12 protein-coding genes, 1 tRNA gene and 1 pseudogene are annotated in these 14139 nt (G+C 69.3%); 9 read left to right on the plus strand and 5 right to left on the minus strand.

What is annotated here, in order from left to right:
- Positions 1-47: 47 nt before the first annotated feature.
- A tRNA-Pro gene (locus tag ACWD3C_RS20110) sits at positions 48-121 on the plus strand.
- 321 nt (positions 122-442) lie between these two features.
- Here the strand turns inward: ACWD3C_RS20110 and ACWD3C_RS20115 are convergent.
- On the minus strand, positions 443-3583 hold the full coding sequence (locus ACWD3C_RS20115; protein ID WP_451145655.1) for a DUF1349 domain-containing protein: 3141 nt from the start codon (positions 3581-3583) through the stop codon (positions 443-445).
- Between the two features lie 225 nt (positions 3584-3808).
- Positions 3809-4576, minus strand: a complete 768-nt coding sequence (locus tag ACWD3C_RS20120) for a FadR/GntR family transcriptional regulator (RefSeq protein ID WP_451145657.1) — start codon at positions 4574-4576, stop codon at positions 3809-3811.
- Between the two features lie 131 nt (positions 4577-4707).
- Here ACWD3C_RS20120 and ACWD3C_RS20125 point away from each other — a divergent pair, with 131 nt between their 5' ends.
- The 8 genes and pseudogenes from ACWD3C_RS20125 to ACWD3C_RS20160 all read left to right on the plus strand — a co-directional run bounded on the left by ACWD3C_RS20125 (position 4708) and on the right by ACWD3C_RS20160 (position 11756).
- Positions 4708-5823, plus strand: a complete 1116-nt coding sequence (locus ACWD3C_RS20125) for an enolase C-terminal domain-like protein (RefSeq protein ID WP_451145659.1) — start codon at positions 4708-4710, stop codon at positions 5821-5823.
- Positions 5824-5922: 99 nt separating this feature from the next.
- Entirely contained in the window at positions 5923-7287 is a 1365-nt protein-coding gene (locus ACWD3C_RS20130; protein WP_451145661.1) for an ABC transporter substrate-binding protein, read from the plus strand.
- Between the two features lie 12 nt (positions 7288-7299).
- Positions 7300-8220: a carbohydrate ABC transporter permease gene (locus tag ACWD3C_RS20135; protein ID WP_451145663.1), complete on the plus strand. Its 921-nt coding sequence runs from the start codon at positions 7300-7302 to the stop codon at positions 8218-8220.
- Between the two features lie 86 nt (positions 8221-8306).
- Entirely contained in the window at positions 8307-9185 is an 879-nt protein-coding gene (locus ACWD3C_RS20140; RefSeq protein ID WP_451145692.1) for a carbohydrate ABC transporter permease, read from the plus strand.
- Between the two features lie 4 nt (positions 9186-9189).
- Positions 9190-9522: an L-rhamnose mutarotase gene (locus ACWD3C_RS20145; protein WP_451145665.1), complete on the plus strand. Its 333-nt coding sequence runs from the start codon at positions 9190-9192 to the stop codon at positions 9520-9522.
- A pseudogene (locus tag ACWD3C_RS20150) lies at positions 9429-9740 on the plus strand (SDR family oxidoreductase); the annotation flags it as partial. The gene ACWD3C_RS20145 and the pseudogene ACWD3C_RS20150, both read left to right, overlap by 94 nt.
- A 143-nt stretch (positions 9741-9883) precedes the next feature.
- Positions 9884-10879: an aldo/keto reductase gene (locus ACWD3C_RS20155; protein ID WP_451145667.1), complete on the plus strand. Its 996-nt coding sequence runs from the start codon at positions 9884-9886 to the stop codon at positions 10877-10879.
- 4 nt (positions 10880-10883) lie between these two features.
- On the plus strand, positions 10884-11756 hold the full coding sequence (locus ACWD3C_RS20160; protein ID WP_451145669.1) for an amidohydrolase family protein: 873 nt from the start codon (positions 10884-10886) through the stop codon (positions 11754-11756).
- A gap of 96 nt (positions 11757-11852) precedes the next feature.
- Here the strand turns inward: ACWD3C_RS20160 and ACWD3C_RS20165 are convergent, their stop codons facing one another.
- The 3 genes from ACWD3C_RS20165 to ACWD3C_RS20175 all read right to left on the minus strand — a co-directional run bounded on the left by ACWD3C_RS20165 (position 11853) and on the right by ACWD3C_RS20175 (position 13622).
- Positions 11853-12386: a hypothetical protein gene (locus ACWD3C_RS20165; RefSeq protein WP_451145671.1), complete on the minus strand. Its 534-nt coding sequence runs from the start codon at positions 12384-12386 to the stop codon at positions 11853-11855.
- A gap of 48 nt (positions 12387-12434) precedes the next feature.
- Entirely contained in the window at positions 12435-13052 is a 618-nt protein-coding gene (locus tag ACWD3C_RS20170) for a TOPRIM nucleotidyl transferase/hydrolase domain-containing protein (RefSeq protein ID WP_451145672.1), read from the minus strand.
- 300 nt (positions 13053-13352) lie between these two features.
- Positions 13353-13622, minus strand: coding sequence for a helix-turn-helix domain-containing protein (locus tag ACWD3C_RS20175; protein WP_451145674.1), 270 nt, complete (start codon positions 13620-13622; stop codon positions 13353-13355).
- Positions 13623-14139 lie beyond the last annotated feature (517 nt).

The following is a 14139-nucleotide window of genomic DNA, read 5'->3' on the forward strand; positions in this document are numbered from 1 at the left end:
GTTTCCGTGCACGTTCGGCCAGGGGAAACCCCAGGTCAGACGGGCATCGGGACGTGGCGCAGCTTGGTAGCGCACTTGACTGGGGGTCAAGGGGTCGCAGGTTCAAATCCTGTCGTCCCGACGGTGCGAAGGGTCTTCGCAGGCGAGAGCCTGTGAGGGCCCTTTGTCGTGTAGGTCGCATTCGGGCTTCGGGGTTGAGCATGCCGCTCATCAGCCCCTTGTACTTGTTCAGCGCGGCGACGCCGACCGCGTCTCGACCATCCACGCCTGGAACGCCTCCACATGCGGAGATGCCGCGCCGCTACCGAGTACGGGATGTCGTCCGCGGGGCCTCCCCGCTGTCGTTGACGCCCGTGGAGGTGCCCCGCGTGGTGGTGCGGGTGCCGCAGCACCACGCGGGGCCGGTCGCCGGAGCCGTGACGGCTCCGGCGGGTCCGCTGCCTCAGCCGATGGAGAAGTCGCTGAAGTTCGCCGTACCGGGTGTTCCCGCGTGTGCCGTGAAGAACATTCCCGCGTCCTGGGTGCTGTCCGCTCCGGTCGGTGTCGCGGTGCCGACGGTGGTCCATGTGGTGCCGTCGGCGGAGTAGGAGCCGGTGACCGACGTGCCGTTCCTGACCAGGCGGAGCCAGACCGGGGCGACGGCGGCGCTGCCGGTCCTGGCGGTGTAGCGGTCGACGTAGCCGTCACTGTCGGAGTCCCACTGCAGGGCGACACCGTTGCCGGGGGTGACGGCGAGGACGGCGTACCCGGTGGAGGAGCCGGTGCCGGTGATGTCGTTACGCAGCATCAGACCGGCCTTGGCCCAGCCGTTGGTGTTGTCCTGGCTGTCGACGCGGACCGTGACGGTCGAGGACTGTCCCACGGCGTCCGGCTGGTAGGCGGCGGAGTACTCGTCGTCGTGTGCCACGCCGCTGGCCCACACGTCGATGCCCGCGTTGGTCAGGGAGGTCACCCCTTGGCGCTGGCCCACCGCGGCCGGAATGGAACTGTAGGCATTGTGGGGCGAGGTGACGATCTGCAGGTTGCTGAAGGTCGCGCTGCCGGCGGTTGAGCTGTGGGCGGTGTGGATGACACCGGCGTCCTGGGTGGCTGCCATGGACGGCAGGGTCACCGTGGAGCCGATCTTGGTGAAGGTGGATCCGTCGGTCGAGTAGTGGGCGGACACCTGGGTGGCGGTGCGGCTGAGCCGAACCCAGACCGGCGCCTTGACCGTGGAGGCCGTGGACGTGAACTTGTCGAGGTAGCCGTCGGCGTCGGAGTCCCACTGGAAGCTGACGCCTCGGCCAGGGGTCGCCGCCACGACCGCGTATCCGGGGGAGGAGCCGTCATCGGTGAGGCTGTTGCGCAGGACGACACCGGCCTTGGCCCAGTCGTCGGTGCTGTCGATGTGGTCGACCCGGGCGGTCACCGAGGTGCCGTTGACGGCGGCGTCCGCCTGGTAGACGGTGCCGTAGGCGTCGTCGAGCTGTCCGCCGGCGCCCCAGATGTCCGCGCCCGCGTCGGTGATGGTGAGGTGGCTGCCGCTCTGGCCGATGCGGGCGGGGGTGGAGGAGTGGGTGCTGTAGGGGGAGGTGACGGCGTCGGTGGTCAGGGGCCGGTAGCGGGGCTGGATGCCGGCGTTGTCCATGACCGTTCGTGCGCCGGACGGCCAGTTGCCGTCGGTGACGACGACGGTGCCGGTCACCACGTTGCCACGGGTGCCGTTGGTGATGTTGGTGTTGCTGTTGGTCGTCCAGTTGTCGGTCAGGGTCTGGGCACCGGTGTTGTTGGTCGACGAGGCGTTCCCGTTGGCCCACCGGCCGATGTTGCGGAAAACGTTGTTGGTGTCGGTGAAGTCCCTGGATCCCTCGTCGTGGTAGAAGCCGAACCAGTTGTTGCTGGTCTGGCAGTAGTTGCGTTCGAAGGTGCTCCCGGGCGAGGCCGACAGGGTGTACATGCAGCCGCCGTCGGTCATCTCCCGCATGACGTCGTGGATGTAGTTGTCCGTGACGTGGTTGTTCCTGGCGGTGGTCGCGGTCTCGTAGACGGGCTGATAGTTGTACAGGCCCCGGTTGGCGTACTCCTGGCTGCCGCCGACGTCGTTGGCGCCCCAGCCGTAGCCGATGGCGATGCCGGAGTAGGGCAGGTTGTACACCTCGTTGTGCGCGATGGTGGCGCCGTTCACGTAGGTGGCCAGAATGGCCGACATGTCGCGGTAGTCGAGCGCCACGTCGTGGATGAGGTTGTTGCTCAGCGTGATGTCGCGGTTGGTCATCCGGGTGTCGCCTGGGTGGTGTGCGTCGGCCTGGACGCCGCCGACGGCGATGCCGCCGCCCGCGTTCTGGGTGAAGACGTTGCCGGTCGCCGTGATGGTGTCGGCGCCGAGTCCGACGCCGGTGGCGTGCGCGTTGGCGTCGTTGCCGATGCCGAGGCCGTTCTGCCCGAGCTGGGTGAACCGGTTGCCGGTGAAGGTGATGTGGTCGGCGGCCGAGACCTGGACGGCGGAGGGCATCTGGTGCCAGTGGGGGCGCGTCGCCTCGAAGAGCCGGCAGCCCTCCTGGCATGAGGTCAGCGCGTCCGAGGGGCGCTCCCAGGTGCCGGAGATGTACGCGCCGGTCTGCTGGTTGGTGTAGCCGTGGCTGTTGGGGCCGAGCCAGCTGGTGCCCGAGAACTGCAGCCCGGAGAAGGCGATGTGGCTGGCGGGGGAGGAATAGGTGCCCCCGACGCTGATGAGTGACTGCAGCTTCGGGACCTCGACGTCCGCGGTCGTCACGTCCTGTCCCGAACGCGGCTTGTAGTACAGGGTGCCGGTGCCGTTGTCGAGATACCACTCGCCGGCCGTGTCGATGAACTCATAGGCGTTCTCGATGGAGAACGAACCGGCGTGGAAGGGCCTGGTCAGGGTGTCCCAGCCGAAGGTGTTGTTGTCCCAGGCGGGCTGGTCCATGGTGATGGTGCCGTTGCTGATGCCGGACACCGGGGAGTAGCGGTCGGTGAAGGAATTTACCCCGTGGATCTCCGTACGGCCCGGGTCGGCCAGGGCGTTGAGGTGGTTCAGTGAGCTGCTGGTGAAGGTGTAGCCGGTGGTGGTCGCAGTGAGGTCGGAACGGTTGATCGCGGAGCGGGCCCTGGTCGCCTGGACGCCGTCGACGTACAGCTGCCGGGTGTCGAAGCCGGTGCCGACGTCGGCCTTCCAGATGTTCTTTCCCGAGTCGTGCACGGTCCAGCCGGTGGCCTGCACGGCTCCGGTGAGGACGGGGCGGGCGCCGAGTGCGGCCTTCCAGGTCACCGTGTGGCCGCCGGTGCCGGAGTCCGCGGAGGTGAAGGTGAGCGGCTGTGTCAGCCGGTAGGTGCCGTCGGCGAGTTCGACGGTGATGTCGTCCGTCATGGCGTCGTTGAGCGCCCGGACTTCGGTCTTGGCCTGGGTGAGGGAGCAGGGCTGGGTGGCGGAGCAGGTGGTGCCGGTGCCGCCCGGAGCCGCGTAGAGCGTTGTTGTGGCTGCGAACGCGGGGCCGGCCTGGGTGAGGACGGCCGCGGCCGAGGCGGTGAGGACCGTGACCGCGGCCAGACCTGATCTGAGTCGGTCAGGTATTGCGGGACGCATACGTGTTGATCGCACCTGAGACCTTCCGGTTGATGCAGAGGACCTGTGGGTGTCCCTGGCCAGGGATGGGGAGCCCGGCGGTGCGGGCGGGAGGTGAAACAGCGATGTAACGTTAGTCGTCATACGTATGTCGTCAATAGGTGTGACCGTCACTGTGCGGCAAACCCGAGCGGAGACGCGGGCGCCCCCGGCCTGTCGGCGCGGGGGCGGGGCGGTGGGCCGTGCTCAGGAGGCGGCAGGGCTCGGGTTCGGTGAGCGGCGGCGGCGCCAGGCCCCTTCGATGTGAGCCGCCATGGCCTGCGCGGCCCCTTGGGGGTCGCGTGCCAGGAGCAGCTCGGCCACCTGCCGGTGCTCCGCGTTGGCCTGCTCGCAGGCGTGGATGTCGGGAGTGCCGGTGTACAGGTAGGTGGTGCGGGCCTGGCCGTGGACGGTGCGGATGATGGAACGGCCGAGCCGGTTCCGGGACGCCTGCATGATCCGGTCGTGGAAGGCCACGTCGGTCTCGATGAAACGGGCGGGAGCGGCGGTCTCCTCGTCGAGCCGGCTGAGCAACCGCTCGATGGCCCGTATGTCGTCGTCGGTGGCGACCTCGGCGGCCTGGGCGGTCATCTGGGCCTCCAGCGCCGACCGGATCCCGACGAGCTGGTCCAGGACGACGAGTTCGTCGTCGTGCTGGACGGTCGCGGCGAGGACGACGGGGTCCAGGAGGTTCCACTCCTCGGGCGGGGTGACGGTCGTGCCGGAGCCCTGCCGGGCCAGTACCAGCCCCTTGGCCTCCAGGGACTTGACCGCCTCGCGGACGGTGATGCGGCTGACGCCGAACGTCTCGCACAGCTCGGGTTCGACCGGGAGGGTCGAGCCCGGCTGGATGGCACCCGACACGATGGTGTCGACGAGGGATTCCACGACGGCGTGGGCCAGTCGGGCGGGGCGTTTGGGCCAGGGTTTGAGGACCGCCGGGTTCCCGGCACCGCCGCTGCCGTTCTTGGCCATGTGGCATCCCCCTCGTTGGTGTGGACGGCTCTTGAGTCTACTGCGCTGGAAGCCTTGACAGCATTCGTATGACGACTTACGTTACACCAAAATTTCGCAGCAGTAACTGCCGCCGCAAGGGGTGTAACGCCGTGCGCATTACCGAAGTCGAGAGCTATCCGGTCCGGGTGCCGGCAGTCAGTCCGCCGTTCGTCTGGCGGGACGGGCTGCTGGGCAGCCCGCCGGAGGGCGAGGCGGCGGTGCTGCGCATCTGCACGGACGAAGGGGCCGAGGGGGTGGCGATGGCACCCCGCCGGGGCAGCGCCGTCATCCTGGCGGACCTGCTGGACCGCGTCCTGCGCAAGGAACTCGTGGGCCAGGACCCGCTGCAGCGGGAATGGCTCTGGCATCGCATGTGGGAACTGGACCGCACCGAGGAACTGCCGCTCTACCTGCTCGGTCTGGTCGACATCGCGCTGTGGGACCTGGCCGGGCGACTGGCCGACCGGCCCACCTGGCAGATGCTCGGCGGTTACCGCACCGCCATCCCCGCCTACGCCTCCACCGTCACCTACTCGTCGGTCGAGGAGTACCTGGACGTCGCCGACCAGGCCCTGGAACTCGGATATCCCGCCATCAAGCTCCACGCCTGGGGCGACGCCCGCCGCGACGCCCGGCTTTCGGCGGCCCTGCGGGAACACGTGGGGGACGAGATCCCGCTGATGTTCGACGCGTCGGCCGGATTCGACCTCCCCGACGCCATCTACCTAGGGCACGCTCTCTCCGACGCCGGTTACCTCTGGTACGAGGAGCCGATCCGGGAGTTCAGCATCACCGCGTACAAGCGCCTCGCCGACGCGGTGGCAGTGCCCCTCCTGGTGGCCGAGACCTCCGACGGGGTCCACATGAACTCGGCCGACTTCATCCAGGCCGGCGCCGCCACCTTCGGGGTCCGCGCCTCCACCCAGCTGCGCGGCGGCTTCACGGGCGCCATGCGCACTGCCCACCTCGCCGACGCCTACCGGCTGCGCGCCGAGGTGCACGGGCCGGAGATCCCCAACCGGCACCTGTGCATGGCCATCTCGAACACCACGTACTACGAGTCCCTGGTCATGGGCAACCCCATCAGCCGCGAAAGCGGCATCGACGACCACGGCCTGGTGCACGCCCCGAGCGGACCGGGCGTCGCCCTGCCCGCGGGACTCGATTACCCTCCGGCCCTTCAGCGGTTTGTCGACAAGGAGACTGTCACCCCGCCGAGGGCCTGATCCCCGCGTCTCACCAGTCCGACCCCGACCCTTCCGCACCTCCGGCACCCGGCGCTTGCGCCGCCGCCTCGCAGACATACCGCAGACATGAGGTCAGCCATGAACAACGATGCTCTCGCCACCTCCCGCCGCCAGTTCAGACGCGGGGCCGTCGCAGCCCTGGGCGCCGTCTCCCTGCTCGCCCTCGCCGCCTGCGGCAGCGCGGACCCCGCACCTACGGAGAGTTCCTCCCCCGCGGCCTTCAAGCCCGTCGCACAGGAGGAAGGCAGTGAGATCACGGTGTGGGCGGACGCCACCCGCGTCCCCGGCGTGGAGGCGTACCAGAAGGCTCACCCGGACGTGAAGATCAAGATCGTCACGTACAGCGGGAACGCCAACGGCGCCACCGATCTGCAGACCAAGATCCGGCTGTTCGACCGGACCGGCAGTGGCTGGCCCGACGTCGCCTTCACCGCCAACGTCAACGACGCCAGCTGGGCGTCCCAGGGCAAGACCCCGTATGCCGCGCCCCTCAACCAGGACCTGATACCCGAGTCCACGCTGAGCGGCTTCGCGGACGGCGCGCTGGACCCCTGCACCTTCAACGGCAACACGTACTGCCTGCGCAACGACCTGGCCCAGAACGTGCTCTGGTACAACAAGAAGCTCATGGACAAGTTCGGGTACTCCGTTCCGACCACCTGGGAGGAGTACCAGGCCCTCGGTGAGAAGGTCGCCGAGGAGCATCCCGGTCACCTGGTCGGCACCGCCGGGGACGCCTGGGCCCCCGAGGTGTACTTCTGGGCGAGCCAGTGCCCTGCCAGCACCGCGACCGACGCCAAGAAGGTCAAGGTGGACCTGCGGGACCCCAAGTGCACCCGCATGGCCGAGCTGCTCGACACTCTGATCGCCAAGAGTTCGGTGTCCAAGGACACCGTCTTCAGCGCCGGCTTCATCAAGAACCAGGCCAGCAAGGTGCTCATGCTCCCCGGACCCTCCTGGTACGGGCAGGTGCTGTTCAACTCCACCTTCAAGATCCCCAAGGGCCAGATCGCCGCGGCCGCACCGCTGAAGTTCGAGGGCGACACCAAGAACTACACCGGCAACGTCGGCGGCGGGCTGTGGTTCACCTCCTCCCACAGCAAGAACCTCAAGGCGGCCACCGACCTGGTCACCTGGATGACGACCTCCAACGCCTACCAGGGCACCGCGGGCACCTACCCGGCGTACAAGAAGGCCGCGGTCACCTGGCTGGCCAACCAGAAGCAGACCGGCTACTTCGCCGAGGACGTCAGCCCCGTCTTCCAGGAAGCCGCGGAACTCATCTGGCCCGGCTGGTCCGCCACCCAGTACAGCCAGGAAGCGATCTACTCCTCCACCGTGGTCCCCGCCCTGAACTCGGGCAAGACCCTCACCGACACCCTGGACCCCTGGCAGACGGCCATCACCAACAAGGCCGAGTCCCTCGGATACACCGTCAACTAGCGAAGCGGACCGATGACCACCCACCTCGCGACGGAGCGGAGCGGCCGCCGACGCGGCCGCTCCGCCCGCAACCCGGCCGGACGCGCCGGCTACGTCTTCGTCTCCGGCTACGTCCTGCTCCTGCTCGCCTTCGGCGTCCTGCCCGCCTGCTACGCGGTATGGCTGGCACTGTCCAACTCCCGCGGCCAGCTCGTTGGGATCGGCAACTTCACCCGGACGTTCACCGACTACCGCTTCGCACCGGCCTTCCTCCACATCGGCCTGTACCTGCTGGTATGGCTGGGCGCCCTGATGATCCTGGTCGTCCTGCTCTCCCTGATGCTGCACGGCCGCATGCGCAAGACCTCCTCCACCCTGCGGTTCCTGTTCTACCTGCCGGGGGCCCTCGCCGGGGTGGCGAGCGTACTGCTCTGGCTGATCCTGCTCGACCCGGCGGCCAGCCCCGTCGGCCGACTGCTGAACTCCTTCGGCTGGCACACCCTCGCCCAGGTCAACGCCCCCGGCCACCTGCCGGTGCTCTTCACGGTCATCGCCTTCTGGACCGGGGCCGGCGGCTGGATCGTGGTCATGTACGGGGCGCTGAACAACATCCCGGACGAAATCCTGGAAGCCGCCCGCATCGACGGTGCCAGCACGCTCCAGATCGCCCTGCGCATCCAGATCCCCATGGTCAGCAAGTGGATCGCGTACATGCTGATCCTGGCCTTCGCCGCCGGCACCCAGCTCTTCGTCGAGCCGCAACTGGTCTCCCTCGCCAGCTGGGGCATGATCCCCGACAGCTGGTCACCCAACCAGCTGTCCTACCAGTACGCGTTCCAGGCAGGCGACTTCCACGGCGCGGCCGCGATCTCCGTCGACCTGCTCGTCCTGGGCCTCGCCTGCGCGGCGCTCGTCGTCTTCCGCACCGGCCTGTTCGACAGGGATGACAGATGACCACGCCTCCAACGACCACCGCCCACCGGGCCCCGCCGACCCACACCGCCGGTGCGAGCACCGGCCCGGGCAAGCCCGTGCGCCGGATGCGCCGCCGCCCGGGCTCGCTGGCCGCCCGACTGGCCTGGACCGTCGTCATGGGCCTGTTCCTGCTGTTCTTCTGTGTGCCGGTGGTGTGGCTCCTCCTCGCCCCGACCAAGAGCGACGGCCAGATCGTGCGGGACAACCCGTTCTCCTTCGGCTCCATCACCGCGGTCGCCGACACCTGGAACCACCTCTACGCCTTCCAGGACGGTGCCATCCTCACCTGGCTGCAGAACTCGGTGGTCTACGCCTTCGGCGCACTGGCCATCACCCTCGTGACGTCGATCCCCGCCGGGTACGCGCTGGCCCTCACCCAGTTCATCGGGCGACGGCTGCTGCTGACCATCACCATGCTCGTGATGCTCATGCCGACGGCCGCGATGGTGCTGCCCCTCTACCTGGAGATCAACGCCGTCCACCTGGACGGCACGATCTGGTCGGTGATCCTGCCCTTCTCCTTCTTCCCCTTCGGGGTCTACCTCACCTACATCTACTTCTCCTCCAACATCCCCTCCGACCTGCTGGCCGCCGCGCGGATCGACGGCTGCTCGGAGTGGCAGGTCTTCCGTCTCGTCGCGCTGCCGCTGGCCAAGCCCGTGATCGCCCTGGTCGGCTTCTTCAACTTCGTCGGCAACTGGAACAACTTCTTCCTGCCGTTCGTGATGCTGCCCGACAGCTCCGACTATCCGGCCCAGGTGGGGCTGAACAACCTCCTCGCCGCCTCGCCGCTGTTCAACACCTCCAGTGGCACCGGAAACCAGATCATGCGGCCCGAACTGGCCCTGGCCACCCTCGTCACCATCGTGCCGGTCCTGATCGTCTTCCTCTTCTCCCAGCGAGCCCTGGTGTCCGGCATGCTCGCCGGTGCGACCAAGGAGTGATGACATGGCAGCCCCCCTCCGCATCGCCTCGGTCATTCTCCTGCGCCCGGACAAGGCCGAGGAGTACCTCAGACTGCACCGCGCCGTCCCACCCCCCGTGCTCGCCGCACTGCGCAGAGCACACATCACCAACTACTCGATCTTCCTCCGGGACGGGACCCTGTTCGCGTACTACGAGTACACAGGCGAGGACTACGCCTCGGACATGGCCGCCGTCGCCGCGGACCCCGACACCCAGCAGTGGTGGACCCTCACCGACCCCTGCCAGCTCCCCCTGCCCAGCGCCGCCGAAGGCGAACGCTGGACCGACGCCGAAGAGATCTTCCACCTCGATTGAGGAGCACGGCAGAAGCCCGGGCCACCGAACGGACCCATCTGGACACCCCTTGGGCCTCCGCCTCCTCCACGCAGCCGACGACCCCGCCGCCGAGCACGCCGCACCTCAAGGCCCGGCAGCCGCACGGCAGGCTCGTCACCGCGGAGGAGGTCGCTGCCGCCATCGCACACCTGGCCAGTCCGTCGGCGGGCTCGACCACCGGCACCGCCCTGTCCGTCGACGGCGGCATGGCGGGCCTGCGCCCCACCCCGGGCCGACCCGAGCCACCGGCCGCGCCGAGCGCCGTCGCTGACGAGCGAGGGCCGATGGCGCACTCGCTGTCCACCCCGCCGGAACCCACCCACGAGAGGCAACCCCACCCATGCGCACGACCACCCTGGGGCGCGCCACCGCCGTCACCGTCACGGAACTGGCCTTCGGAGCAGCCGCGATCGGCAACCTCTTCACCCCGGTCGGCGACGAAGACGCCGCAGCGGCAGTCCAAACGGCCTGGGACAGCGGCATCCGCACCTTCGACACCGCCCCCCACTATGGCCTGGGCCTCTCGGAGCGCCGACTGGGAGAGGTCCTGTCCACCAAACCCCGCGACCAGTTCACCGTTTCCACCAAGGTCGGGCGGCTCCTGCGCCCCACATCGCCGACAGGCGACGACAGCGCCAACGGATTCGCCGTCCCCGCCACCCACCGCCGCGTCTGGGACTTCAGCGCCCACGGCGTGCGCACCAGCATCGAGGAGAGCCTCGCCCGCCTCGGCCTGGACCGCGTCGACATCGTCCATCTCCACGACCCCGACGACCACGAGGACGAGGCGTTCAACAGCGCCTACCCGGAACTGGAACGGCTGCGTGCCGAAGGCATGGTCGGAGCCATCGGCGCCGGCATGAACCAGACCCGGATGCTCCAGCGCTTCGTCCGCGACACCGACGTGGACGTCGTCCTCCTGGCCGGCCGCTACAGCCTCCTCGACCACACCGGCCTGACCACCCTGCTCCCCGAGGCCGCCCGCAGGGGTGTCTCCGTCATCGTCGGCGGCGTCTTCAACTCCGGACTCCTCGCCGACCCGCGCCCCGGAGCGACCTTCGACTACCGGCCTGCCGACCGGACCCTCCTCGATCGCGCTCTCGCCATCAAGGCGGTCTGCGACCGGCACGGCACCCCGCTGCGCGCAGCGGCCCTCCAGTTCCCCCTCGGCCATCCCGCCGTCGCCGGCGTTCTGGTCGGCGCCCGCACCGCGGAAGAAGTCGAGGACGCGGCCCGCATGATCCACCACCCCGTCCCTACGGAACTCTGGCACACCCTGCGCAGCAACGGGATCCTCCCCGGGGACGCCCCGCTGCCCGCCACCCGGGAGCTGTGACGTGATGCAGATCGTCGATGCCCATCACCATGTCTGGGATCTGACCGTCCGTGATCAGGAGTGGACCAAGGAGGAGGCGCTGCGGCTGCTCCGCCGCTCGTTCCCCCTGTCCGAACTCCAGCCGCAGGCCCGCGCCGCGGGCGTCACCAGGACCGTGGTGGTGCAGACCGCCACCGTCGCCGAGGAAACCCCCGAACTCCTGGCCCTGTGCGCGGACAGCGACCTCGTCGCCGGTGTCGTCGGCTGGACGGACCTGACCGCCGTCGACATCGCCGACCGGCTCCACGCGCTCCAAGCGGGTCGCGGCGGCGCGCATCTCGTCGGTATCCGGCACCAGGTCCAGTCCGAACCCGACCCCGACTGGCTGCTGCGCCCCTCCGCGCAGCGCGGGCTGAAGGCGGTGCGGGACGCGGGCCTGGTCTACGACCTGGTCATCACCGCGCAGCAGCTGCCCGCGGCCACCCGGGCCGCCGAGGCCCTGCCCGGACTCACCTTCGTCCTCGACCACCTGGCCAAGCCCCCCATCGCCACCGGGCAGATCGAACCCTGGGCCCAGCATCTGAAAGAGCTGGCCCTGCTGCCCAACGTGGTCGCCAAACTCTCGGGACTGGTCACCGAGGCCGCATGGAGCGAGTGGACCCGCGGCGACCTGCGGCCCTTCGCGGATGTCGCCCTGGACGCCTTCGGCACCGACCGGCTGATGTTCGGCTCCGACTGGCCTGTGTGCACCCTGGCCGCCGACTACGATGTCGTGATCTCCACCGCCCGGGCCCTCACCAGCGAGCTCTCTGCCGACGAACGCGCCGCGTTGTTCGCCACGACAGCGACCCGCGTCTATCGTCCGGCACCCAGTCTCGGCAATCGGACCAGACGGTAGGGCACCGTGGCGTGCAGGCAACGGAGCCACGCAAGCAGCAGCCGGTCCTGGCGGACCACCTGCCCCAACGGGGCTCCGTCGCCCGCCGACAAACGATCACAGGGTCGCCAGAAGGCCGTCGAGCGCGGTCTTCTGGCGTTCGGCCGTGGTGAGGTGCGAGACGAGCAGCGCACTGATCTGAAAACCTGCCAGGGCTGCGAGCAAAGTGTCGACGGTCCCTTCGTCCGGAACCGTCGCCGAGATCTCACCGGCCGCCCGAGCCTGGGCCAGACACCTGGTCATCCACTGCCGCCACCGGTCCAGGCTCAGCGCCCAGCTCCGCTCCCGCGGCCTGCCGAACATGTCGATCGACGGTGTGCGGACGGTCGGACCAGGCAGCGGGTGGTGGGCGTCGCCCCCACTGCGCTGTCTGCCGCTACGCGAGGACCTGTTCCAGCGGTACGGCACCGGCATGAACGCCCGGAAGTGGCGGGCGATCGAGGAGATACGCCCCGGACGCGTCCTGGTGATGGACGCCTGCCGGGACCAGACCGCAGGGACCCTCGGCGACATCCTCGCGCTGCGCGCACGGCGGCGCGGCCCGGCCGGCTCCCACAACTCGTCCGGCACCATGGGCTCAACGATCCCCACGGCCGCACGCTGCCGAGTCCTTATGCCGAGATTGACGTCACCCAGCGGTCAGAGGCTGGTGAGCAGGCCCTCGAGTGGGGCGGGTATGCGGTTGGGGTGGAGGGCCTCGACGAGGACGCGGTCGTAGTGGATCTTGCGACCTTTCTTCGTGCCGAGGAAGCGCCGCAGCTGCTGTTGCGAGGTGCGGCCCTGCTGTGCGGGCTGGCGCAGGAAGGTCTGCAGGGCGCGCAGGTCGCCCTCCGCCCGGACGAGCTCCTCCACCCGTGTCACGCCCAGCGCGCGGATCAGCTCGTCTTCCAGATCCGCCGCGCAGACGAAGAACTCTTGCTGTGCCGCACTGGCCCGCTCCAAGCCGCGGGCGTAGTAGCGACGCTCCCGCTCATCGCACAGTCCCGTGAGGCGGAGGCCCAGGCCGGGTGGCCCGAGGAGACGGGCGAAACGCCCGACGCTCATCGCACCGCCCATCGGCAGGACGCAGACTCCTTCGGCCGCAAGGTTCCGGCCGCGGCTCGCGGCCAGAGCGTTGACCGCTGCGACGTCGCTCGGCCCTTCGAGCAGGACGGCAGCCCGGACGGACAGCCGCGCGGCCAGCTCGCGCGCGGGGTCGCCGGGGCCACCGGCCGCCCACCCCGTGACCGCCTCCCGGAAAGACCCCATGTCAGCCATGAGACGAGTCTCCGCCCTTTCCGGCCGCCACGGTAGGGAATTTCCGTCGGCGCGTCGATGGGCGGTGAGCAGTCGGGCCTGACCGTACGAAGGAGGAAGCCGCCGCCGGGTGCAGCCCGAGGTGGCCACGAAGGTGATCGCCGCCAGCCCCTCCTGATCTCCGTACCGCCATCGGCCGCCGCCCCGAGGCGCCCGGGAAGTAGGTGCGCCGGAGCGAAGACCGAAGGCCACCCGGGCCGCCGGCGTGTACGGCACGAAGAAGGGGAAACAGGAGTGCCGTTCGGCCGGGAGGCTGTTGTCTCAGCCGGCCCGTGTCCCCCACATGTGGGCCAACTCGACGCGGGACGAGACATCCAGCATTCGGAACACCTTCCGGAGGTGGAATGCCACCGTGTGACGGGAGAGGGAAAGGCCCCGGGCCACCTGGACGTTCGTCATTCCCCGGGCCACGAGGGAGGGAAGCGCCGCTTTCCCGAGATCACTGGCCTGTGCCGAGCCGCGGGCGTAGTAGCGACGCTGTACAGCGAACGGCCGTTGCATGGCGTCCTCGCCGAGTTGCGTGACGTACATATGCCATGGCCGTGCTGATGTCCACCCTGCGCAGGGCTGCCGTCGCCGGCAGCGTGGGAGTTCCGGGCGGCCGTGGCACTCACCCTCGCCGACGTGGTCGAGGCCGTGCGGCGCGCAGCCCGCCGAAGGTGATCGCCGTCGGCGGCGACGAGACCCTCTGGAGCGGGGTCGCGGGCGAGGCCGGACTCGATGGCGTCAGCAACAACGACGAGGCGACCGTGAAGGCGGGTCTTCGAATTTGGGCGGGGCGGAGGTGTCCGCGGGCTCGGCGGGTGGTGACGCAGCGTGTGCGTAGGCGTTGGTTGGCGGGGTTGCGGAAGCCTTGCATTTTGGGTTCCAGGTCACGCCGGGTGAGAAGGGCTGGTCGGGGGTCTGTAGGTGGGGCGGGGATGTTTCGGCCTGTTCCGTGAGCCTTTGGGTCGGCCGGGCCCGGCGGGCCGGGGTTTCGGGGGCTTGGTGATCGCGGGGAGTTTCGCGCGGAGGCGGCGAAACCCCAACCGGACCCGGTGGGGGCTCA

It is taken from the genome of Streptomyces sp. NPDC002845, from assembly GCF_053591955.1.

Bases quoted from the DNA above. Each gene is read 5' to 3' on its own strand.
- ACWD3C_RS20140 (WP_451145692.1), top strand. From the start codon at position 8,307: ATGCGCCGCCGCCCGGGCTCGCTGGCCGCCCGACTGGCCTGGACCGTC.
- ACWD3C_RS20130 (WP_451145661.1), top strand. From the start codon at position 5,923: ATGAACAACGATGCTCTCGCCACCTCCCGCCGCCAGTTCAGACGCGGG.
- ACWD3C_RS20170 (WP_451145672.1), bottom strand. From the start codon at position 13,052: ATGGCTGACATGGGGTCTTTCCGGGAGGCGGTCACGGGGTGGGCGGCC.
- ACWD3C_RS20135 (WP_451145663.1), top strand. From the start codon at position 7,300: ATGACCACCCACCTCGCGACGGAGCGGAGCGGCCGCCGACGCGGCCGC.
- ACWD3C_RS20120 (WP_451145657.1), bottom strand. From the start codon at position 4,576: ATGGCCAAGAACGGCAGCGGCGGTGCCGGGAACCCGGCGGTCCTCAAA.
- ACWD3C_RS20155 (WP_451145667.1), top strand. From the start codon at position 9,884: ATGCGCACGACCACCCTGGGGCGCGCCACCGCCGTCACCGTCACGGAA.
- ACWD3C_RS20160 (WP_451145669.1), top strand. From the start codon at position 10,884: ATGCAGATCGTCGATGCCCATCACCATGTCTGGGATCTGACCGTCCGT.
- ACWD3C_RS20175 (WP_451145674.1), bottom strand. From the start codon at position 13,622: ATGTACGTCACGCAACTCGGCGAGGACGCCATGCAACGGCCGTTCGCT.
- ACWD3C_RS20115 (WP_451145655.1), bottom strand. From the start codon at position 3,583: ATGCGTCCCGCAATACCTGACCGACTCAGATCAGGTCTGGCCGCGGTC.
- ACWD3C_RS20145 (WP_451145665.1), top strand. From the start codon at position 9,190: ATGGCAGCCCCCCTCCGCATCGCCTCGGTCATTCTCCTGCGCCCGGAC.